This is a genomic window from Prosthecomicrobium pneumaticum (assembly GCF_014199915.1).
In the GTDB taxonomy this organism is placed as follows: Bacteria; Pseudomonadota; Alphaproteobacteria; order Rhizobiales; family Kaistiaceae; genus Prosthecomicrobium; species Prosthecomicrobium pneumaticum.
Genome location: NZ_JACHOO010000009.1, coordinates 24,051 through 42,792, shown reverse-complemented (window position 1 = coordinate 42,792; position 18,742 = coordinate 24,051). Strand labels below are relative to the sequence as shown.

Genomic DNA, 18,742 nt, shown 5'->3' with positions numbered 1-18,742 from the left:
ATGCTTGACAAGACCTATGAGGCGGCCGCCGTCGAGCCGCGGATCAGCGACCTTTGGGAGAAGGCCGGCGCCTTCAAGGCCGGCGCGGGCGCCGCGCCCGGGGCCGAGAGTTTCGCCATCGTGATCCCGCCGCCCAATGTCACCGGCTCGCTGCACATCGGGCACGCGCTCAACAACACGCTGCAGGATGTGCTCGCCCGCTTCGAGCGGATGCGCGGCAAGGACGTGCTCTGGCAGCCGGGGCTCGACCATGCCGGCATCGCCACCCAGATGGTCGTCGAGCGGCAGATGGCGGAGCGGCAGGAGCCGGACCGCCGGGCGATCGGCCGCGAGGCCTTCGTCGAGAAGGTCTGGGCCTGGAAGGCGGAATCGGGCGGTGCGATCGTCGGCCAGCTGAAGCGGCTCGGCGCCTCCTGCGACTGGAGCCGCGAGCGCTTCACCATGGACGAGGGCCTGTCGAAGGCGGTCCTCAAGGTGTTCGTCGAGCTCTACCGGGCGGGGCTCATCTACAAGGACAAGCGGCTCGTCAACTGGGACCCGAAGCTCAAGACGGCGATCTCCGACCTCGAGGTCGTTCCGGTCGAGACCAAGGGCAAGCTCTGGCATTTCCGCTATCCGATCGAGGGCAGGGCCTTCGACCCGCTCGATCCGGAGAGCTTCATCACGGTCGCGACGACGCGGCCCGAGACGATGCTCGGCGACACGGCGGTGGCGGTTCACCCCGAGGACGAGCGTTACAGGGCGCTGATCGGCAAGCACGTCCGCCTGCCGCTGGTCGGCCGGCGGATTCCGATCGTCGGCGACGACTATTCCGACCCCGAGAAGGGGTCGGGCGCGGTCAAGATCACGCCGGCGCACGATTTCAACGATTTCGAGGTCGGCCGCCGGCACAATCTTCGGCTGATCAGCGTGCTGGACCGCGAGGCGAATGTCGTGCTCGCCGGCAATGAGGACTTCCTCGCCGGCCTCGCCCATTCCGACGAACTCGCCGCGACGATCGACGCGCTCGACAGGCAGGACCGCTTCACGGCGCGCAAGGCCGTCGTCGCGATGATGGAGGAGGGCGGCTATCTCGAGAAGATCGAGGACCACGCCCATACCGTGCCGCACGGCGACCGCGGCGGCGTGCCGATCGAGCCGCTCCTGACCGACCAGTGGTATGTCGACGCGAAGACGCTCGCGAATCCGGCGATCGCGAGCGTGCGCGAGGGCCGCACCGTCTTCGTCCCGAAGAACTGGGAGAAGACCTATTTCGAATGGATGGAGAACATCCAGCCCTGGACGATCTCGCGCCAGCTCTGGTGGGGCCATCAGATCCCGGCCTGGTACGGCTGGGAGCGCGATACGGAGGGAAGAGTCTCTCTTGTGAAGACCACGATGTTCGTGGACTACGACGCCGATGGAGCCCGAGTTCAGGCTGAACAGTATTACGGAGGCGCCGAAGTCCGTATCGTGACGGATGGTGACGCGGCGCTAGCTCTTCTGGACGAGCCCTGGCAAAAGGGCGTTCCGCCGAGTGTCTTTGGTATTTGGCGCGACGAGGACGTGCTCGACACCTGGTTCTCCTCCGCGCTGTGGCCGTTCTCGACCCTCGGCTGGCCGGACGAGACGGCGGAGCTCGCCCGCTACTACCCGACCAATGTGCTCGTCACCGGCTTCGACATCATCTTCTTCTGGGTCGCCCGGATGATGATGATGGGCCTTCATTTCATGAAGGAGGAGCCGTTCTCGACCGTCTACATCCACGCCCTCGTCCGCGACGAGAAGGGGGCGAAGATGTCGAAGTCGAAGGGCAACGTCATCGATCCGCTCGAGCTGATCGACGAATACGGCGCCGATGCGCTGCGCTTCACGCTCGCCGCGATGGCGGCGCAGGGCCGCGACATCAAGCTGTCGGCGAACCGCGTCGAGGGCTATCGCAACTTCGCGACCAAGCTGTGGAACGCCGCCCGCTTCGCCGAGATGAACGGCGCGGTGCGCACCGAGGGATTCGATCCGGCGGGCCTCGGCGAGCGGCTCAACCGCTGGATCGCCACCGAGACGACGCGGGCCGCCCGCGCCGTGACCGAGGCGCTCGAGGCCTTCCGCTTCAACGATGCGGCCGGCGCGGCCTATCGCTTCGTCTGGAACACCTATTGCGACTGGTATCTCGAGCTCGTGAAGCCGGTGCTGATGGGCCCTGACGGGCCGGCGAAGGACGAGACGCGGGCGACGATCGCCTGGGTTCTCGACCGGATCGTCGCGCTCCTCCATCCCTTCATGCCCTTCATCACCGAAGAGCTCTGGCAGCGCACCGGCGAGGCCGGGCCGAAGCGCGAGCGGCCGCTCGTCACCTCGGCCTGGCCGGACCTCGCCTTCGAGGACGCCGCGGCGGCCGAGGAGATCAACTGGCTGGTCGAGCTGATCACGGCGATCCGCTCGGCCCGCACCGAGGTCAACGTGCCGGCGGGCGCACAGGTGCCGGTGGTGGTGCTCGGCGCGTCGGAGACGACGAAGGCGCGCTTCGCCGCGCACGATGCGCTGTTCCGCCGGCTGGCGCGGGTCAACGACGTCGCATTTGCCGACGCCGCGCCGAAGGGGGCGGTGCAGGTGGTGCATGGCGAGGCGACGGTGTGCCTGCCGCTCGCCGGCATCGTCGACATCGCCGCGGAGACGGCCCGGCTCGACAAGGAACGGGCGAAGGCGGCGCAGGAGATCGCCAAGATCGAGGCGAAGCTCGGCAACGAGAACTTCGTGTCTCGGGCGCCGGAAGAGGTCATCGAGGAGCAGCGCGAGCGCCTCGCCGAGGCGCGGGCCCTCGTTGCCCGCATCGCCGCCGCGCTCGACCGGCTGAAGGGGTAGGGCGCGGGGCGTATCGCCCGGGTCGAAGGCTCCTCGCCTTCGCGGGGGGCTCCGGCGCGTGTCTTCGCCCGGCGGCACGATCATGGACCCCGGCACGGAGGCCGGGGTAACGGGTGCTCGGGGGTGGGGGCAGCGCTCCGCGTCCTCGATCCGCCCGGCCGCTTTCAACCCGTCGTCTCGCGTCTCGGTCCTTCCCGTCCTGCCTGCGAACCGCCCCTCTCCGCCCGTCATGCCGGCCTCCGTGCCGGCATCCATAGTCGTGCGGGTCGGCATTCCGGGCGGACGCGCGCCATCAACCATGGCCGCCGCCCAAGCCAACCGCCTTTGCAGAACCCGACGCACATAACCGTTCGCGACCGCGCTAACACGGCGTTTACTCTCGCCCTGCCATGAGAGGGGGGAAGCGAGGGCGCGTTGCGTATGGCACTCGGCACGACGGGACTCGGCGCCAAGGCGCCGACGGCAAAGGCTCCGGCGGGCAAGTCTGCCGGGGCGAAGGCGCAGGGCAGCTGGGGCGCGCGGATCCGCGAGCGGATTCTGCACGGCCATGGCCATGGCTCGGTGGACATCACGCCGCCGCCGGTGGCGGAGATGCCGAGTCTCGATCACCCTGCGGCGGTCGCACCGCCCGAGGCCGCTTCGCCGGATCCTTTCCTGGAAATCGCCGCCTTCCTGCTCCGCCTGCGCCGGATGGGCGTCACCGACCGGCGCCTCTCGGCGGCGCTCGAGGCGGCGCCGCGGACCGTCTTCATCCCCGCGGACTATCCACCGTTCTCGGACCGCGGCCTGCCGATCGATTGCGGCCAGGTTTCGACGCCACCGATCGTCGTCGCCCGGATCCTCGCGGCGCTCGCGCCGCAGCCGACCGACCGCGTGCTCGAGATCGGCACCGGCACCGGCTACATGACCGCCGTGCTCGCCCGGCTCTGCCACCGGGTCTACACGGTCGATCGTTTCCGCACCCTCGTCCTCGCCGCCCAGTCGCGCCTCGCCGGGCTCGGCATCGAGAATGTCACAGCGGTGTTCGGGGACGGTTTCGGGGGCTGGCCGGACAAGGCACCCTTCGACCGGATCGTCTCCTCGGGCTCGGCGGAAGGGGTACCGGCGGTGCTCGCGGAACAGCTCCGCCCCGGCGGGGTCCTCGTCATGCCGGTCGGGCCGGCCGAGGGGCCGCAGATGTTGATGCGGGTCGAGCGGACCGCCGAGGGGAGCCTCGACGCGACGCCGATCGCGCCGGTTCGCGCCATTCCGCTGATCCCGGGCAAGGCCGCGCGGCTCTGAGCGGGGGCGGGCCGGCCGATGTTTTCCCGGCTTTTCGGGACGCGCTTAAACCTTTGTCAACGTTACCGGCGTTAACTCCCGGCCTGTCGATCGTGCTGGTGTGAGTTGAGCGATGCGTAGCGAAGTGACGATCTTCCGGGCGCAGACCCTGTCCCAGGTTGCGGCGGTCGCCCTCCTCGCCGGGCTTCTCGGCGCCTGCAGTGCCGATGGTTCGCGGTTCCGCGGTCCGGCCTTCACGGCCACGACCGACAACCAGCGGACGATCATCGGCGGGGCGGGCCAGCCGATGCCGCCGGTTCTCGCGTCGAACGACGACGATATCGCCGCGCCCTCGGCGCCGCCCGTGGTCGCCCGCGGCACGCTGCCGCCGCCCATGCTGCCGAGCGGCCGCTCCGTCGCGGCGCAGCCCGACCAGTCGCCTTACCGGCCGGCGCCGGTCGCCGTCGCCGAAGTGGCCCGGCCGGCCCCTCTTGCGCCTGCGCGGACGGAATCCGCCGGCACGACGGTCACCATCGGCTCGGGCGATACGCTCTCGGCCCTGTCGCGCCGCTACGGCGTCCCGGTCGCCGAGATCGTCCGTGCGAACGGCATTTCCGATCCCGGCTCGGTGCGCATCGGTCAGCGCCTCGTCATCCCGGGCGGCGGTTCCGATCGCGGCCCGGTCGTCGCTTCGGCCGAGCCCGCCGCCCTGCCGCCGCGCGGCGGCGAGCGAGGCGGCCGGCAGCCGGAAATGCGGCTCGCCTCCGGCCCGGTGCCGGCGGCGGAGCGGGATCGGCCGGCCCCTCTCGCCTCGGCGGATGCGCCGGCCGGCGTCCATACGGTGAGCGCCGGGCAGACGCTCGGAACGATCGCGCGCCTCTACAATGTTTCGGTCGCCGATCTCGTCAAGGCGAACGGCCTCTCTTCGCCGAACGGCCTTCGTTCCGGCCAGAAGCTGCGCATTCCCGGCCATGCCCCCGAGCCGTCTGCGGTCGCGCTGCGCGCCGAGCCGGCGCGCCGGGAGGATCGGCCGCGCGGCGAGGATCCGGAGGGCCGCGACCGGCTCGCGTCCGCCTCGCCGAGCGCCCGGGAACAGGCTCCGGCGCGCGTTGCCGCAGCCGTGCCTCCCGCGGAGCCGGAGATCGTGGCATCGGCGGAGGCCGGGCGTCCGGCGGTCCGCGTGGTCGGTCCGAAGACCGTCGAGCCGCCGCAGGGCGAGACCCCGAGCGCCTCGATCGCCCGCCCGGCGACGCCGGCCGGCGCTGAACAGACCGTCGCCTATGCCCCGGCGAAGCAGCCGGACGCGCCCGCCGCCACCGTCGACACGGCCGATCCCGGCTCGGCGAACGGCACCACCTTCCGCTGGCCGGTGCGCGGCCGGATCATCTCCGGCTTCGGCGGCTCGACGGGTGGCGAGCGCAATGACGGCATCAACCTCGCGGTGCCGGAAGGCACCTCGGTCAAGGCCGCCGAGGCCGGCACGGTGATCTATGCCGGGTCGGAGCTCGAGGGGTATGGCAAGCTGGTGCTGGTGCGGCACGCCGATGGCTGGGTCTCGGCCTATGCCCACAACAGCGACATCCTGGTGAAGCGCGGCGATACGGTGCGGCGCGGCCAGATCATCTCGCGGGCCGGCGCCACGGGCTCGGTGACCCAGCCGCAGCTCCATTTCGAGCTCCGGCGCGGTTCGCGGCCGGTCAACCCGCTCGACTATCTGTCGGGGGCGTGATCGATTTCCGGGCTGCGGGATGCGCACCCTCACCCCTCCCGGTCCAGGGTCGAGACTCGCTCGCAGCCAGAATGCGACGGCTGCGGCGAGGTGGACGGCTGAGAGGAAGTTCCGGGCGAGTTCGTCGTAGCGGGTTGCGACGCGTCGAAAGTCCTCGAGCCTGCAGAACATGGCCTCGATCCGCCAACGGTCCTTGTAACGTCGCTCGTCGTACCGGATCGGGCGCTCGCGGTTGCGGCGGCCGGGGATGACGGGGATCGCGCCCTGCGCCCGGATGCGGGCGCGGAGGCGGTTGGCGTCGTAGCCCTTGTCGGCGATCAGCCGCTTCATGCCCGCCGCCTCGTCGATCAGCACGTCGGCGGCGCGGGCGTCGCCTCGACGAGAGCCTGAAGGCCTTCGCCGAGCGTCTGCTCGCCGAGGGGCTTTCCCCGCCCGCGGGAAGCGGCCCGGCGAACAGCGCGAGGCCATGGAGCGCAGCTTCCGCCCGTCCGCGCTCACACGCGCGCCGGAGCTGGCTCTGTCCGGCGGACTCTGGCATCCTTTGCCAACCCTTGACCAGAGGCGTGGCCGATGCCCGACGAGATTCTCACCTTGCCGGAAGTGGCGGGCCTGCTGAAGGTGGCGGAAAAGACCGTCTACACGATGGCCCAACGCGCGGAGATCCCGGCATTCAAGGTGAGGGGGCAGTGGCGGTTCAAGCGGGTCGATCTCGACGGTTGGATAGAGGCGCAGAAGGCCCTCCAGAAGCCGTCGACGCCGAAGGATGACCCCAGGCCTTCAGACGAGGAGGCGACGGATCGGGGGAGGCCGGATGATCACTGACTTCCACGCCAAATACCTCGCTCACGCGCTGACGAAACGGTGTGCGCCCGACAGTTCGGAACGTCTGGCGGGTGCGGTGGCCGGCGCTCAGGTCGATCTGAACCCGCATCAGGTCGACGCTGCGCTGTTCGCCTTCGCGTCGCCTCTCTCGAAGGGAGCGCTGCTCGCCGACGAAGTCGGCCTCGGGAAGACCATTGAAGCCGGATTGGTCATCGCGCAGAGATGGGCCGAGCGAAAGCGGCGTATCCTCGTCATTGCGCCCTCGAACTTGCGCAAACAATGGCACCAGGAACTGAGCGAGAAATTCCTGCTTCCGGCTGTGATCCTCGAGTCGAAGTCTTACAACCAGTCCCTTCGAGATGGATCTCTTCAGCCATTCGAAGTCGAAAATGCCATTGTGATCTGTTCTTATCAGTTCGCGCGCACGAAGGTGTCGGATGTGCAGCGGGTGCCGTGGGATCTCGTCGTCATCGACGAGGCCCACCGGCTCAGGAACGTCTACAAACCCTCCAATGTCATTGCCAACACACTCAAGAACGCCCTTGCTCGGAAGAACAAGCTGCTGCTGACCGCGACGCCGCTGCAGAATTCGCTGCTCGAGCTGTACGGCCTCGTCAGTTTCATCGATGAGCACGCCTTCGGAGACGTCAAGAGCTTCCGCGAGCAGTTCGCGAATCCGGGCGACAAACGGAACTTCGAGGCGCTGAAGGAGCGCCTGAAGCCGATCTGCCACCGCACGCTGCGCCGCCAGGTGACGGCCTACATCCCCTATACGCGTCGCCTGCCTCTGATCGAGGAGTTCACACCCGCAGCCGGCGAGGACCGCCTCTATCAGCTCGTCTCCGACTATCTGCAGCGCGACGATCTGCAGGCGCTGCCCTCTGGCCAGCGGTCGCTGATGACGCTCGTCCTGCGCAAGCTGCTGGCTTCGTCGACATTCGCGATCGCGGGCGCGTTGAACTCGATCTCGCACAGGCTGAAGGCGAAGCTCGCTGCGCATCCGGTTGCGACGTCGCTGGAGGACGAGCTGTCCGAGGACTTCGAGGCTCTCGATGCGACCGCCGACGAGTGGCCCGCGGACGCGGACGAAGAGGCGCTCACCGGGGCCGACCGCGCGGCGATCGCGGCGGAGATCGCCGATCTCGAATCCTTCGCCAAACTGGCGACCTCGATCGAGCACAACGCCAAGGGCACGGCGCTGCTGAAAGTATTGCACCTGGCGTTCGCGAAGGCGCGCCAGCTCGGCGGTGCGGAGAAGGCGATCATCTTCACCGAGTCACGAAAAACGCAGGAATACCTTCAGAGAATCCTCTCCGAGAGCCCCTATGCGAAGGGCGTCGTTCTGTTCAATGGAACGAACACCGATCCGCCCTCGCGCGCGATCTACGCGCGCTGGATCGAGCGCCACGCCGGATCGGATCGCGTCACCGGATCGAGAACCGCCGACATGCGGTCCGCTCTGGTCGATTTTTTCCGCGACGAAGGCCAGATCATGATCGCGACGGAGGCCGGCGCCGAGGGCATCAACCTGCAATTCTGTTCGCTCGTCGTGAACTATGACCTGCCGTGGAACCCGCAGCGCGTCGAGCAGCGGATCGGCCGCTGCCACCGCTACGGCCAGAAGCACGACGTCGTCGTCGTCAACTTCATCAATCGCAAGAACGAGGCGGATCAGCGTGTCCACCGGCTTCTCTCCGAAAAGTTCCGGCTCTTCGAGGGCGTTTTCGGTGCCAGCGACGAGGTGCTCGGCGCGATCGAGTCCGGCGTCGATTTCGAGAAGAGGATCGCCGCCATCTATCAGGAATGCCGCCGGCCCGAACAGATCCGCGCCGCCTTCGATCGACTGCAGTCGGAGCTCAGCCTCGAGATCGACACGGCGATGAGCCGGACGCGCCAGAAGCTCCTCGAAGAGTTCGACGACGAGGTGCGGGAGAAGCTGCGCGTCCGCGACGAGGACGCGAAGGTCCATCTCGACCGCCACGAGCAGAGACTGATGCGCCTGACGCGGCACGAGCTCGACGGGCAGGCGACGTTCCACGACGGCTCGTCCTTCACCCTGCGGGCGCGGCCGCCATGGGCGAACGGCGCGGCGATCCCGTCCGGGCTCTACGAATTGCCGCGACGATCCGGCGAGGCGCACACCTATCGGCTCGGCCATCCGCTCGGCGAGGCGGTCGTCGCCCGCGCGAAGGCGCGCCCGCTCGCCCCCGCCGAGGTGCATTTCGATTACGCCGGCCATGCCGGCAGGATCAGCATTCTGGAGCCGTTCATCGGCAGGGCCGGCTGGCTGGCCGCCTCCCTGATGACGGTCGAAGCGCTCGACGAGGCGGAAGATCACATCCTCCTCGCCGGCATCGCGGATGACGGCGAGCCGCTCGGCGGGGAGGTCTGCGACCGCCTTCTGACGATCGAGGCGGCGCGCGGAGGGGACGTCGCGCCCGAAGCCGGTATCGTGATGCGCCTCGACCGGCTCCTGAGCGAGAGCGGGGCGCTGATCCGCGGCGGCGTGTCGAAACGGAACGCGCGCTTCTTCGAAGCGGAGGCCGACAAGCTCGACGGCTGGGCGGACGACCTGAAGGTCGGGCTCGAGCGCGAGATCAGGGAAATCGACCGGCTCGTCAAGGAGGCCCGGCGTGCCGCCGCGAGCGCCGTCGCGCTCGAAGACAAGCTCGCGGGCCAGAAGCGGATCAAGACGCTCGAAGCGACACGCAATCAGAAGCGCCGGTCCCTTTTCGACGCGCAGGACCGGATCGATGCGCAGCGGGCGGCGCTGATCGCGCAGATCGAGGCGCGGCTCGAACAGAAGGTCGCGGTCGCGCCGCTGTTCATCCTCCGCTGGCGACTGGCTTGACCGATGCCCGACGCCGCGCAGAAGATCGCTCGCATCGAAGCGGCGCTCCGGCGGCGCCGCACGATCGCGATCCCGCCACCTCGCGCAGGCCCGCCGAGGCGCCGCCATGCGCCGGGACGGGCCGGCTTCGCCCGGCTGCACCGCATGCCGCCGCCACACCACAGGTTCCTGCCGGCGCCGCGCCGGCCGGCACCGCAGCCGCCACGGACCCCGCATGACGAAGAAGCAGAAGCTCGAACTGACCTGGGTGGGCAAGGAGAACCGGCCGCGGCTGGAGCCGCGCATTCTGCTCGAAGACCCGGCGAAGTCCTATCACGCCAGGCATCGCGTGAGCGACGGCGACATTTTCGACAATCGGCTGATCTTCGGCGACAATCTGCTCGCGCTGAAGGCGCTGGAGCAGGAGTTCGCCGGCAAGGTGAAGTGCGTCTTCATCGACCCGCCTTACAACACCGGCAGCGCGTTTGAGCATTATGACGATGGCCTGGAGCACTCGATCTGGCTTGGCTTAATGCGGGACCGACTGGAGATAATTCGGAGACTATTGTCGGAGGATGGCTCTCTCTGGGTCACGCTAGATGATAATGAGGCACACTACTTTAAAGTGATGTGCGATGAGGTTTTCGGTCGTCAGAACTTCGTGGCCTCGGCAGTCTGGGAAAATTTCTACGGACGTAGCAATGCAGCAGCGATATCGCCAAGCCATAACTACGTCCTGATCTATTCGCCGCTTGGGCAGCAGTGGCGATTCAAGCGGAACCTGTTGCCCCGCGATGAAGCAACAGCGAGCAAGTACAAGAACCCCGATAATGATTCTAGGGGCCCATGGCGCCTAGGCCCCATTTTCGCTGCCGAAGAGCGTCATGAGGGCCTGATGTATGCAATCAGGACTCCATCTGGACGTGAAGTTCGTCCACCAAAAGGGAGCCACTGGCGGATGACAGAGCCAGATTTCTGGCGAATGGTTGATGAGGGCCGGATTGTCTTTGGCACAAAGGGAGACAACAATCCTGCAGTAAAACTGTACCTGAATGAAGTTCAGGCTGGGATGGTGCCACGAACCTGGTGGCCCCACACGGAAGTTGGGCATTCGCAAGAAGCCAAGCGCGAAATTCAATCTCTTTTCCCTGACACTCTGCCTTTCGATACTCCAAAGCCTGAGCGGCTTATTCATCGTATAGTTCAGATTGCCACCAACCCCGGCGACCTCGTCCTCGATTCCTTCGCCGGTTCCGGCACGACTGGCGCCGTCGCGCACAAGATGGGCCGCCGCTGGATCATGGTGGAACTGGGCGAGCACTGCCACACCCACATCATTCCGCGCCTGAAGAAGGTGATCGACGGTGCGGACCCCGGCGGCGTGACCGAGGCGACCGGCTGGCGGGGCGGCGGCGGTTTCCGCTATTTCAAGCTCGCCCCGTCGCTGCTCGAAAAGGACAAATGGGGCCGCGAGGTCATCGCGAAGGCCTACAATGCCGAGATGCTGGCCGAGGCCTTGTGCAAGATCGAGGGCTTCACCTATGCCCCGAGCGACAGCGTCTATTGGCAGCACGGCACCTCGACCGAGCGCGACTTCCTCTATGTGACGACGCAGACGCTCGGCCCCGAGCAGCTCGCCGCCCTGAGCGAGGAGGTCGGCGAGGGCCGAACGCTGCTCGTGCTCTGCGCCGCCTTCCGGGGCAATGCCTCCGCCTGGCCCAATCTGACGGTGAAGAAGATCCCCAATCACATTCGCGACCGCTGCGAATGGGGCCATGACGACTACAGCCTCAATGTCGAGAACCTGCCCAAGGCGCCGCCCGGCCGGGGCGCTTCGCCGCCCGCGGCGGAGGCCGCCGGCAGGCCGTCGCCCCGGTCCGCCGCCGCCCAGCCGGGCCTGTTCGATCGCGCGGGAGACGACGAGCCATGAACCGTCACGTCAACGCGATCGCCGGGCGCCTCAGCCTGCGCGCGCCGCAGCGCCAGTCGCTCGAAATTCTCGATCGCGTCACCGAACTGGTGCCGCCGCAGAAGGGCGTCGACCTCGAAGCGGCGCTCGCCGCGATCCGGACCGAATTTCCCGGCGTCACGGATTTCGAGCGCGACTTCCCGAGCCTGTGCTTCGCGCTCGCCACCGGCGTCGGCAAGACCCGGCTGATGGGTGCCTTCATCGCCTATCTCCATCTGGCGCACGGCCTCAACAATTTCTTCGTGCTCGCACCCAACCTGACGATCTACAACAAGCTGACCGCCGATTTCATGCCCAACACGCCGAAATACGTGCTGAAGGGCATTGCCGAGTTCGCGATCTCGCCCCCGGTCATCACGACGGGCGACAATTTCGAGCGCCGGATCGCCAGCGGCGGCAATCTGTTTCCCGTCACCGTCAACATCTTCAACATTTCGAAGATCAACTCCGAAGTGCGCGGCGGCCGCAGCCCGCGCATCCGCAGCTTCCGGGAGGAAATCGGCGAGAGCTATTTCGATTATCTCGCGGGGCTGAAGGACCTCGTCCTGATCATGGACGAGTCGCACCGCTACCGCGCGACGGCGGGCGTGCGCGCCATCAACGAGTTGCAGCCGGTGATGGGGCTCGAGCTGACCGCCACGCCGCTCGTCGAGACGGCCCGCGGCCCCGTCGCCTTCCAGAACGTGATCTTCGACTATCCGCTCGGCCGCGCCATGGCGGACGGCTTCGTGAAAGAGCCCGCCGTCGTCACGCGCGAGAACTTCGTCGCGGCGGGCAAATCGCCCGAGCAATTGCAGCAGATCAAGCTCGAAGACGGCGTGCGCCTGCACGAAAGCGTCAAGGTCGAACTGGAGACCTATGCGCGGCAGGCCGGCGAGCGGATCGTCAAGCCCTTCATGCTGGTGATCGCGCGCGACACCGCGCACGCCGCGGAGCTGATGAGCCTCATTCGGTCCGCCGCCTTCTTCGAAGGGCGCTATGCGGACAAGGTCATCCAGGTCGATTCGAGCGTGAAGGAGGAGGAGACGATCGGCCGGCTCCTGAAGGTCGAGAGCCCGGACGAGCCGACCGAGATCGTCATCCACGTCAACATGCTGAAGGAAGGCTGGGACGTCACCAATCTCTATACGATCGTGCCGCTGCGCGCCGCCAATGCCCGCACGCTGATCGAGCAATCGATCGGCCGCGGCCTGCGGCTTCCCTATGGCCGGCGGACGGGGGTGACCGCCGTCGACCGGCTGAACATCGTGGCGCACGACCGCTTCCAGGAGATCGTCGACGAGGCGCGCAGGCCGGATTCGGCCATCCGCCTGCAGCAGGTCGTGCTGACCGAGGCGCAGTTGCAGCAGAAGACGGTCACGGTCGAATCGCGGCCGCAGCTCGAGGCCAGGCTCGGCCTGCGCTCCGATGCGCCGGTGAACGGGACTGCGGGCTTCGGGGAAGCGCCGGCCGAGTTCACGCACGAGGCGCAGCAGGTCGCGCGGATCGCCTATGACGTGATCCGCAGGATGGAGACCGAGCCGTCGCGCCTGCCCGGCGTCGCCCATTTGCAGAAGCCCGAGGTCCGGGCGGCGGTTCTGCGCGAGGTCGAAAGCCGGTATCGGCCCGCCCAGCTCGAACTGGAGGGGATCGCCGAGCAGCCCGATCTCACGGCGATCGTCGCGAGGACGGTCGACCTCGTCGTCCAGCAGACGATCGACATTCCCCGCATTCTCGTCACGCCCAGGGGCGAGGTGAAGTCGGGCTTCCATCCCTTCACGCTCGACCTCTCCCGCATGCGCTACGAGGTGCCGAACGAAACGCTGTGGGCCGCTCATCTCAGAACGGGGCAGGTCGACCGGATCGGCCCCGGCGCCGGCATCATCGATGAGCAGCGGCTGGAGGATCATGTCGTCAGCGGCCTCGTCGACTTCGACGACATCGCCTATGACGAGCATGCCGACCTGCTGTACGACCTCGCGGCCCAGGTGACGAGCCATCTTCTGGCGACGCATCCGGAAGAGGGCGTCCGCAAGATTCTGCGGCTTCACAGGCAGGAGATCGCCCGCTTCGTGCACGCGCAGATGCAGGCGCACTTCTGGCAGGACGCGGGGGTGGAGTATGACGTCGTCGTCACGCGGGGCTTCACAGAGTTGCGCAAGAGCGCCTACACCGCGGCCGCGGGTGAGGCGCCGCTCGACTTCCGCCGATCTCCTGCAGACAAGGCCAATATGGCCCGATATCTCTTTGGCGGATTTCTGAGGTGCTTGTACCCGACGCAGAAATTCCAGTCGGACGCGGAGCGCAAGCTCGCCGTCATTCTCGATCGGGAAGCGCAGAAATGGTTCAAGCCGGCGCGCGGCCAGTTCCAGCTGTTCTATCGCAGCGGTTCGGACCCTCAGGAATACCAGCCCGACTTCGTCGCAGAGACGGATGAGAGCATCCTGATGCTCGAACCCAAGGCATCCAACCAGATGACCGATCCGGACGTGCTCGCGAAGCGCGACTCCGCGCTCGAATGGTGCCGGCACGCGAGCCATCATGCGGTGAGCCATGGCGGCAAGCCCTGGCGCTATGCGCTGATCCCGCATGACGCGATCGCGGAGAACATGACGCTCGCCGGTCTTCTGCAGCGATTCGGGGAGACGCGATGAGCATCCCGGATTACCAGTCGCTCATGCTCCCCGTTCTGCGCGTTGCGGCGAAGGGGGAGACCTCCGTGCCGCTCGCGGAAGGGCAGATCGCGGCGATGTTCGCGCTCCCGCAGGAGGCGCGCGACCAGATGCTCCCGAGCGGAAAACAGCGCGTCCTGCACAACCGCATCCATTGGGCGAAGTTCTACCTGACCAAGGCGGGATACCTGGAAACCCCCAGGCGTGGCCGGTTCGCCATCACGCCCGCGGGATCCGCGCTGCTGGCGAACCCGCCGGCAAAGCTCGATACGCAATACCTGCTGTCCGTGCCGGCGTTCCGGGAATTCTACCGGGCCGACCAAGCCCAGGAGACGATCGGCGCAACGCCGCAAGACGCCGCGCCCGCTGCGACACCCGAGGAAGTGATCGAGGCGGCGTTCAACGCCACGCAGGCCGCGCTCCGAACAGAGCTTCTGGAACGCACGCTCCAGAACGGACCGGGCTTCTTCGAGGGGCTGATCGTCGATCTTCTCGTTGCGATGGGCTATGGCGGTTCGCATCGGAATGCTGCGGCCCAGCTCGGCCGCACCGGTGACGGCGGTGTCGACGGCGTGATCAACGAGGATGTTCTCGGCCTCGACCGCGTTTATGTGCAGGCCAAACGCTACGCTCCGGGCACATCCGTTGGTCGTCCTGACGTCCAGGCCTTCACCGGCAGCCTCGTCGGGCTCGGCGCGACCAAGGGCGTGTTCGTCACCACCTCGACCTTCTCTCCGCAGGCCGTCGAATTCGCCGCACGCATCCCGCAACGCGTCATCCTGATCGACGGGAAGAGGCTCACCGAACTCATGATCGAGCACGGCGTCGGCGTCCGATCGAGCCGCGTGCTGGAATTCAAGCGGATCGACGAGGATTTCTTTGTCGAGGAATGACCGTCGCGGCGCCGCACGCTCCGCCAACTCCTTGACGTGCTTTCGGAGATGATCGTCGGGACCAGAAACGGAAACGCGCCCGGAGCAGGCTCCGAGCGCGTTCTCGAATTTGGCTCCCCGGGTTGGACTCGAACCAACGACCTAGCGATTAACAGTCGCGTGCTCTACCAGCTGAGCTACCGAGGAATGACGGCGACGCGTCGTGGGCGCCCCTATAACAAAGGCTTGGCGGCTCTGCCAAGGGGCAATCTTGGGGGGAGGGGACGTATTCCACCGTCGGCTCCGGCAGGGGCTGCGGTCGTCGGCCGAAACGGGCAGGGACCGGCGGCGTTGGTGGCATGCGATTTCCGCGCGCCGTGCGGTGGGCCATTGCTTGAACCATCGTCTCGGCGTGACGATGTGAGGCAGCGGCTGCGCCGGCGTTCCGGCGGGCTGCGGAAGGACAGGACCATGCCGACGATTCGATTCGGCCGACGCTCGATCAAGCTCCCTTCGAACCGTGCCGCGCGAATCGGCCTCGGCGGGGCCTTCGTTGCGGGCGGGCTCCTGAGCTTCCTGCCGGTGCTCGGTGTTTGGATGCTGCCGCTCGGCATGATCATCCTGTCGCACGATTTCGCCCGCGTCCGCCGCATGCGCCGCCGCTCCGAGGTCGGCATGATCCGCCGCTGGCGCGCCTGGCGGCGGAAACCGGTTCCCGGGGAATAGCGCCCGCCGATCGCGGCCGGTCTCCGCCGCAGAAGGCGGTCGCGCTCCTTCTGCGCCTCGGTTCGGAGCAGCTGCGGTATCGCCTTGCGTGGCGGGCCGCCGGGGTCTACCACTTCTCCTCGCGTCGGTTCCCCATCGGGCCCAAGGCCCGCGGGGATGAAATGGGAATTCGGTCGGGCAAGACCTCCTCGAGGGTGCCCAAGCCGAAGCTGCCCCCGCAACTGTGAGCGGCGAGCGCTGCCGAAGACAGGCCACTGGGAAACCGGGAAGGCGTCGGCGAGCGCGTTCGAGCCGCGAGCCAGGAGACCAGCCGGCGCACGCGATGAACCCGGCCGTCGGTGGGACGGCAAAGGAGCGACCATGACGATCTCGACCGAGGCCCGCGCTGCGGCCGGCCTCTCTGCCCGTATTGTTCCCGCGCTCGGCGCCGTTCTTCTCGGCCTCGCGCTCTTCCTCGGCACCGGCTTTGCCGCCCCGAGCGCCATCCACAACGCGACGCACGACACGCGCCATTCCTTCGGCCTGCCCTGTCACTGAGCGGCCGGAGAGTCCCATGTTCCGATCGATCGTTCTGAGCGCCTTCGGCGCCGGCCTCGTCGCATGCGTCGCCGTGACCGCGCTGCAGCGCGCCACCACCGAGCCGCTGATCCTCCACGCCGAAACCTTCGAGGGCGCCGCGGAGGCCGCGCCTGCCGCGGAGGCCGCGCCCGCGGCGTTCGCCACCGCTCCGGCCGGGGCGGCTGCGGGCGGCCACGACCACGGCGCGCACGACCACGCGGCGTCCGGCCATGTCCACGACGCGGATGCCTGGGAGCCGGCGGACGGCTTCGAGCGCACCGCCTATACCGCGCTCGCCAATCTGCTGATCGGGGTCGCGGTCTCGCTCGTCCTGCTCGGCCTGATGGTGCTGAAGGGCGGCCGGATCGATGCGCGCAGCGGACTCCTGTGGGGGGCGGCGGGCTTCGTCGCGGTCTCGCTCCTGCCGGCGCTCGGCCTGCCGCCGGAGCTTCCGGGCACCGCCGCGGCCGAGATCACGGCGCGCCAGGCCTGGTGGCTCGGCACGGCGGCGGCCTCCGCGGCCGGCCTCGCGGCGCTCGCCTTCGGCCGTTCCTGGCCCTGGCGGGTGGCGGGTCTCGTGCTCCTCGTCGCGCCGCACGCGATCGGCGCGCCGCAGCCGCCGACCCATGGCGTGCCCTATCCGGGTGCGCTCGCCGGCGAGTTCGTCATCGCCTCGATCGTCGTCAGCGCCGTCCTGTGGTCGCTGTCCGGCCTCGTCGCCGGCTGGTTGCATCGCCGCCTCGCTGCCTCGGCCTGAGCCGATGACCGGTCGCGAACAGGCGGCGCGGTCCGCGCCGCCGACGGCGCTCGTCTTCGGCGGCGCCCGCTCGGGCAAGAGCCGCTTCGCCGAGCGCCTCGCGGGGGAGGGCGGACGGCCCGTCACCTATGTCGCGACGGCGGAGGCGCGCGATGCCGAGATGGCGGCGCGCGTCGCCGCCCACCGCGCCCGCCGCGGCGCCGGCTGGCGGACGGTCGAGGAGCCCCTCGCGCTCGCCGAGGCGATCGGCCGCCATGCCGCGCCCGGCCGGGCCGTGCTCGTCGACTGTCTGACCCTCTGGCTCTCCAACCTCATCGAGCGCGGCCACGACGTCGCGCTCGAGACCGCCCGGCTCGAGGCGACGCTGCGCGATGCCGCCGGCCCGGTCGTGCTCGTCTCGAACGAGGTCGGCTCGGGCATCGTGCCGATCAACGCGCTCGCCCGCCGCTTCGCCGACGAGCAGGGCGTCCTCAACCAGCGGATCGCCGCCGCGGTCTCGACCGTCGTCCTCGTCGCCGCCGGCCTTCCGCTGCTCCTGAAACCCCGCTCCGGACCGGAGATTTCGCTGTGACCGCATCCCCCCGCATCCCGGCGACGATCGTCACCGGCTTTCTCGGCGCCGGGAAGACGACGCTGATCCGCAATCTGATCGAGAACAGCGGCGGCCGTCGCATCGCGCTGATCGTCAACGAGTTCGGCGAGACGGGCTTCGACGGCGGCCTGCTCGCCGAATGCGGCGACGACGCCTGCCGGCCCGATACCGTCGTCGAACTGACGAATGGCTGCATCTGCTGCACCGTCGCCGACGACTTCCTGCCGACCATGGAGATGCTGCTCGCCCGTGACCCGGCGCCCGAGCACATCGTCATCGAGACCTCGGGCCTTGCTCTGCCGCAGCCGCTGGTGCGCGCCTTCACCTGGCCGAGCGTCCGCCACCGCGTCACGGTCGATGGCGTCGTCACGGTGGTCGATGCGGCGGCGGTGGCGGAGGGGCGGATCGCGCCCGACGATGCCGCGCTCGCCGCGCAGCGGGCGGCCGATCCGTCGCTCGACCATGACGATCCGGTCGCGGAGCTCTTCGAGGACCAGCTCGCCTGCGCCGATCTCGTGGTGCTGTCGAAGACCGATCTCGTCGATGCCGCCGCTCTCGGCGGGGTCGAGGCCGTGGTGCGCGGCGAGATGCGCGCCGCGGCGAAGAGCGTGCGGGCGACCGGCGCGGGCCTGCCGCCCGCCATCCTGCTCGGGCTCGGCGCGGCGGCGGAGGACGACGCCTTCGCGCGGAAGAGCCATCACGATCTCGAGGGCGAGGCGCACGACCACGACGATTTCGACAGTTTCGTCACGACGGTTGCGCCGGCTGCCAGCGCCGACGATCTCGCCGGCCGCGTCCGTGCGGCGATGGCGGTCGAGGGCGTGCTGCGGATCAAGGGCCATGCGGCGGTCGCCGGCAAGGCTGCGGCGGTCGCCGTGCAGGCGGTCGGGCCGCGGGTCGAGACCTGGTTCGCGCCGGGCAAGCCGGCCTCGGGCCTCGTCGTGATCGGCCTGAAGGGCCTCGATCGCGCTGCGGTCGAGGCGGCGCTCGGCCTCTAGATGCATCTTCTCGTCGGCGACACGGAGCGGATCGAGGACGGCGCGGCGGCGGAGGATCTCGGCCAGTCGCCCGGCGATCTCGTCGTGCTCTCCGCCGCCGACACCGAACTCGCCGCCTTCGCCGCCGCCTGGCGCCT

At 68.4% G+C, this 18,742-nt stretch carries 13 protein-coding genes, 1 tRNA gene, 1 pseudogene and 1 riboswitch; of the genes and pseudogenes, 13 read left to right on the top strand and 2 right to left on the bottom strand.

Features of this window, described 5'->3' with window-relative positions; genetic code table 11:
* The 3 genes from GGQ63_RS18140 to GGQ63_RS18130 all read left to right on the top strand — a co-directional run bounded on the left by GGQ63_RS18140 (position 1) and on the right by GGQ63_RS18130 (position 5,830).
* Positions 1-2,841, top strand: a complete 2,841-nt coding sequence (locus GGQ63_RS18140) for a valine--tRNA ligase (RefSeq protein ID WP_183858032.1) — start codon at positions 1-3, stop codon at positions 2,839-2,841.
* Positions 2,842-3,261: 420 nt separating this feature from the next.
* Positions 3,262-4,122: a protein-L-isoaspartate(D-aspartate) O-methyltransferase gene (locus GGQ63_RS18135; protein WP_246429880.1), complete on the top strand. Its 861-nt coding sequence runs from the start codon at positions 3,262-3,264 to the stop codon at positions 4,120-4,122.
* A gap of 112 nt (positions 4,123-4,234) precedes the next feature.
* A complete protein-coding gene (locus GGQ63_RS18130; RefSeq protein ID WP_183858030.1) occupies positions 4,235-5,830 on the top strand; it encodes a LysM peptidoglycan-binding domain-containing M23 family metallopeptidase in 1,596 nt (531 codons plus the stop codon).
* A 66-nt stretch (positions 5,831-5,896) separates the two neighbouring features.
* On the opposite strand, the pseudogene GGQ63_RS18125 reads toward GGQ63_RS18130, so the two are convergent.
* Positions 5,897-6,298: pseudogene (locus tag GGQ63_RS18125) on the bottom strand (transposase); the annotation flags it as partial.
* Positions 6,299-6,400: 102 nt separating this feature from the next.
* On the opposite strand from GGQ63_RS18125, the gene GGQ63_RS18120 reads away from it, so the two are divergent.
* From GGQ63_RS18120 to GGQ63_RS18100, 5 genes are all read left to right on the top strand, one after another.
* A complete protein-coding gene (locus GGQ63_RS18120) occupies positions 6,401-6,652 on the top strand; it encodes a helix-turn-helix domain-containing protein (RefSeq protein ID WP_183858029.1) in 252 nt (83 codons plus the stop codon).
* Positions 6,642-9,503, top strand: coding sequence for an SNF2-related protein (locus tag GGQ63_RS18115; protein WP_183858028.1), 2,862 nt, complete (start codon positions 6,642-6,644; stop codon positions 9,501-9,503). The genes GGQ63_RS18120 and GGQ63_RS18115 overlap by 11 nt, the downstream gene beginning before the upstream one ends.
* Positions 9,504-9,717: 214 nt before the next feature.
* Entirely contained in the window at positions 9,718-11,412 is a 1,695-nt protein-coding gene (locus tag GGQ63_RS18110; protein WP_183858027.1) for a site-specific DNA-methyltransferase, read from the top strand.
* On the top strand, positions 11,409-14,084 hold the full coding sequence (locus GGQ63_RS18105; protein WP_183858026.1) for a DEAD/DEAH box helicase: 2,676 nt from the start codon (positions 11,409-11,411) through the stop codon (positions 14,082-14,084). Before GGQ63_RS18110 ends, GGQ63_RS18105 begins: the two co-directional genes overlap by 4 nt.
* Positions 14,081-14,995 carry a restriction endonuclease gene (locus GGQ63_RS18100; protein WP_183858025.1) on the top strand — a complete coding sequence of 305 codons (915 nt, stop codon included), beginning with the start codon at positions 14,081-14,083 and terminating at the stop codon, positions 14,993-14,995. Before GGQ63_RS18105 ends, GGQ63_RS18100 begins: the two co-directional genes overlap by 4 nt.
* Before the next feature lie 110 nt (positions 14,996-15,105).
* Here the strand turns inward: GGQ63_RS18100 and GGQ63_RS18095 are convergent.
* Positions 15,106-15,181: transfer RNA gene (locus tag GGQ63_RS18095), tRNA-Asn, on the bottom strand.
* Positions 15,182-15,445: 264 nt separating this feature from the next.
* Here GGQ63_RS18095 and GGQ63_RS18090 point away from each other — a divergent pair.
* The 5 genes from GGQ63_RS18090 (at position 15,446) to cobW (ending at position 18,605) form a co-directional block, all read left to right on the top strand.
* Entirely contained in the window at positions 15,446-15,700 is a 255-nt protein-coding gene (locus tag GGQ63_RS18090) for a hypothetical protein (protein WP_183858024.1), read from the top strand.
* 108 nt (positions 15,701-15,808) lie between these two features.
* Positions 15,809-16,029: riboswitch (cobalamin riboswitch) on the top strand.
* 31 nt (positions 16,030-16,060) lie between these two features.
* Entirely contained in the window at positions 16,061-16,237 is a 177-nt protein-coding gene (locus GGQ63_RS18085) for a CbtB domain-containing protein (protein ID WP_183858023.1), read from the top strand.
* A gap of 16 nt (positions 16,238-16,253) precedes the next feature.
* Positions 16,254-17,015 (top strand): CbtA family protein, encoded by a 762-nt coding sequence (locus tag GGQ63_RS18080; protein ID WP_183858022.1) that lies wholly within the window; start codon positions 16,254-16,256, stop codon positions 17,013-17,015.
* Positions 17,016-17,019: 4 nt separating this feature from the next.
* On the top strand, positions 17,020-17,586 hold the full coding sequence (gene cobU, locus GGQ63_RS18075) for a bifunctional adenosylcobinamide kinase/adenosylcobinamide-phosphate guanylyltransferase (RefSeq protein ID WP_183858021.1): 567 nt from the start codon (positions 17,020-17,022) through the stop codon (positions 17,584-17,586).
* Complete coding sequence (gene cobW / locus GGQ63_RS18070; protein ID WP_183858020.1) at positions 17,583-18,605, top strand: cobalamin biosynthesis protein CobW; 1,023 nt, start codon at positions 17,583-17,585, stop codon at positions 18,603-18,605. Before cobU ends, cobW begins: the two co-directional genes overlap by 4 nt.
* Positions 18,606-18,742 lie beyond the last annotated feature (137 nt).

What these genes read in the sequence shown, in the direction of transcription:
- GGQ63_RS18100 (WP_183858025.1), top strand. Translation starts at nt 14,081, where the DNA reads ATGAGCATCCCGGATTACCAGTCGCTCATGCTCCCCGTTCTGCGCGTT.
- GGQ63_RS18080 (WP_183858022.1), top strand. Translation starts at nt 16,254, where the DNA reads ATGTTCCGATCGATCGTTCTGAGCGCCTTCGGCGCCGGCCTCGTCGCA.
- GGQ63_RS18140 (WP_183858032.1), top strand. Translation starts at nt 1, where the DNA reads ATGCTTGACAAGACCTATGAGGCGGCCGCCGTCGAGCCGCGGATCAGC.
- cobU (WP_183858021.1), top strand. Translation starts at nt 17,020, where the DNA reads ATGACCGGTCGCGAACAGGCGGCGCGGTCCGCGCCGCCGACGGCGCTC.
- GGQ63_RS18105 (WP_183858026.1), top strand. Translation starts at nt 11,409, where the DNA reads ATGAACCGTCACGTCAACGCGATCGCCGGGCGCCTCAGCCTGCGCGCG.
- GGQ63_RS18115 (WP_183858028.1), top strand. Translation starts at nt 6,642, where the DNA reads ATGATCACTGACTTCCACGCCAAATACCTCGCTCACGCGCTGACGAAA.
- GGQ63_RS18130 (WP_183858030.1), top strand. Translation starts at nt 4,235, where the DNA reads ATGCGTAGCGAAGTGACGATCTTCCGGGCGCAGACCCTGTCCCAGGTT.
- GGQ63_RS18090 (WP_183858024.1), top strand. Translation starts at nt 15,446, where the DNA reads ATGCCGACGATTCGATTCGGCCGACGCTCGATCAAGCTCCCTTCGAAC.
- GGQ63_RS18085 (WP_183858023.1), top strand. Translation starts at nt 16,061, where the DNA reads ATGACGATCTCGACCGAGGCCCGCGCTGCGGCCGGCCTCTCTGCCCGT.
- GGQ63_RS18110 (WP_183858027.1), top strand. Translation starts at nt 9,718, where the DNA reads ATGACGAAGAAGCAGAAGCTCGAACTGACCTGGGTGGGCAAGGAGAAC.
- GGQ63_RS18135 (WP_246429880.1), top strand. Translation starts at nt 3,262, where the DNA reads ATGGCACTCGGCACGACGGGACTCGGCGCCAAGGCGCCGACGGCAAAG.
- GGQ63_RS18120 (WP_183858029.1), top strand. Translation starts at nt 6,401, where the DNA reads ATGCCCGACGAGATTCTCACCTTGCCGGAAGTGGCGGGCCTGCTGAAG.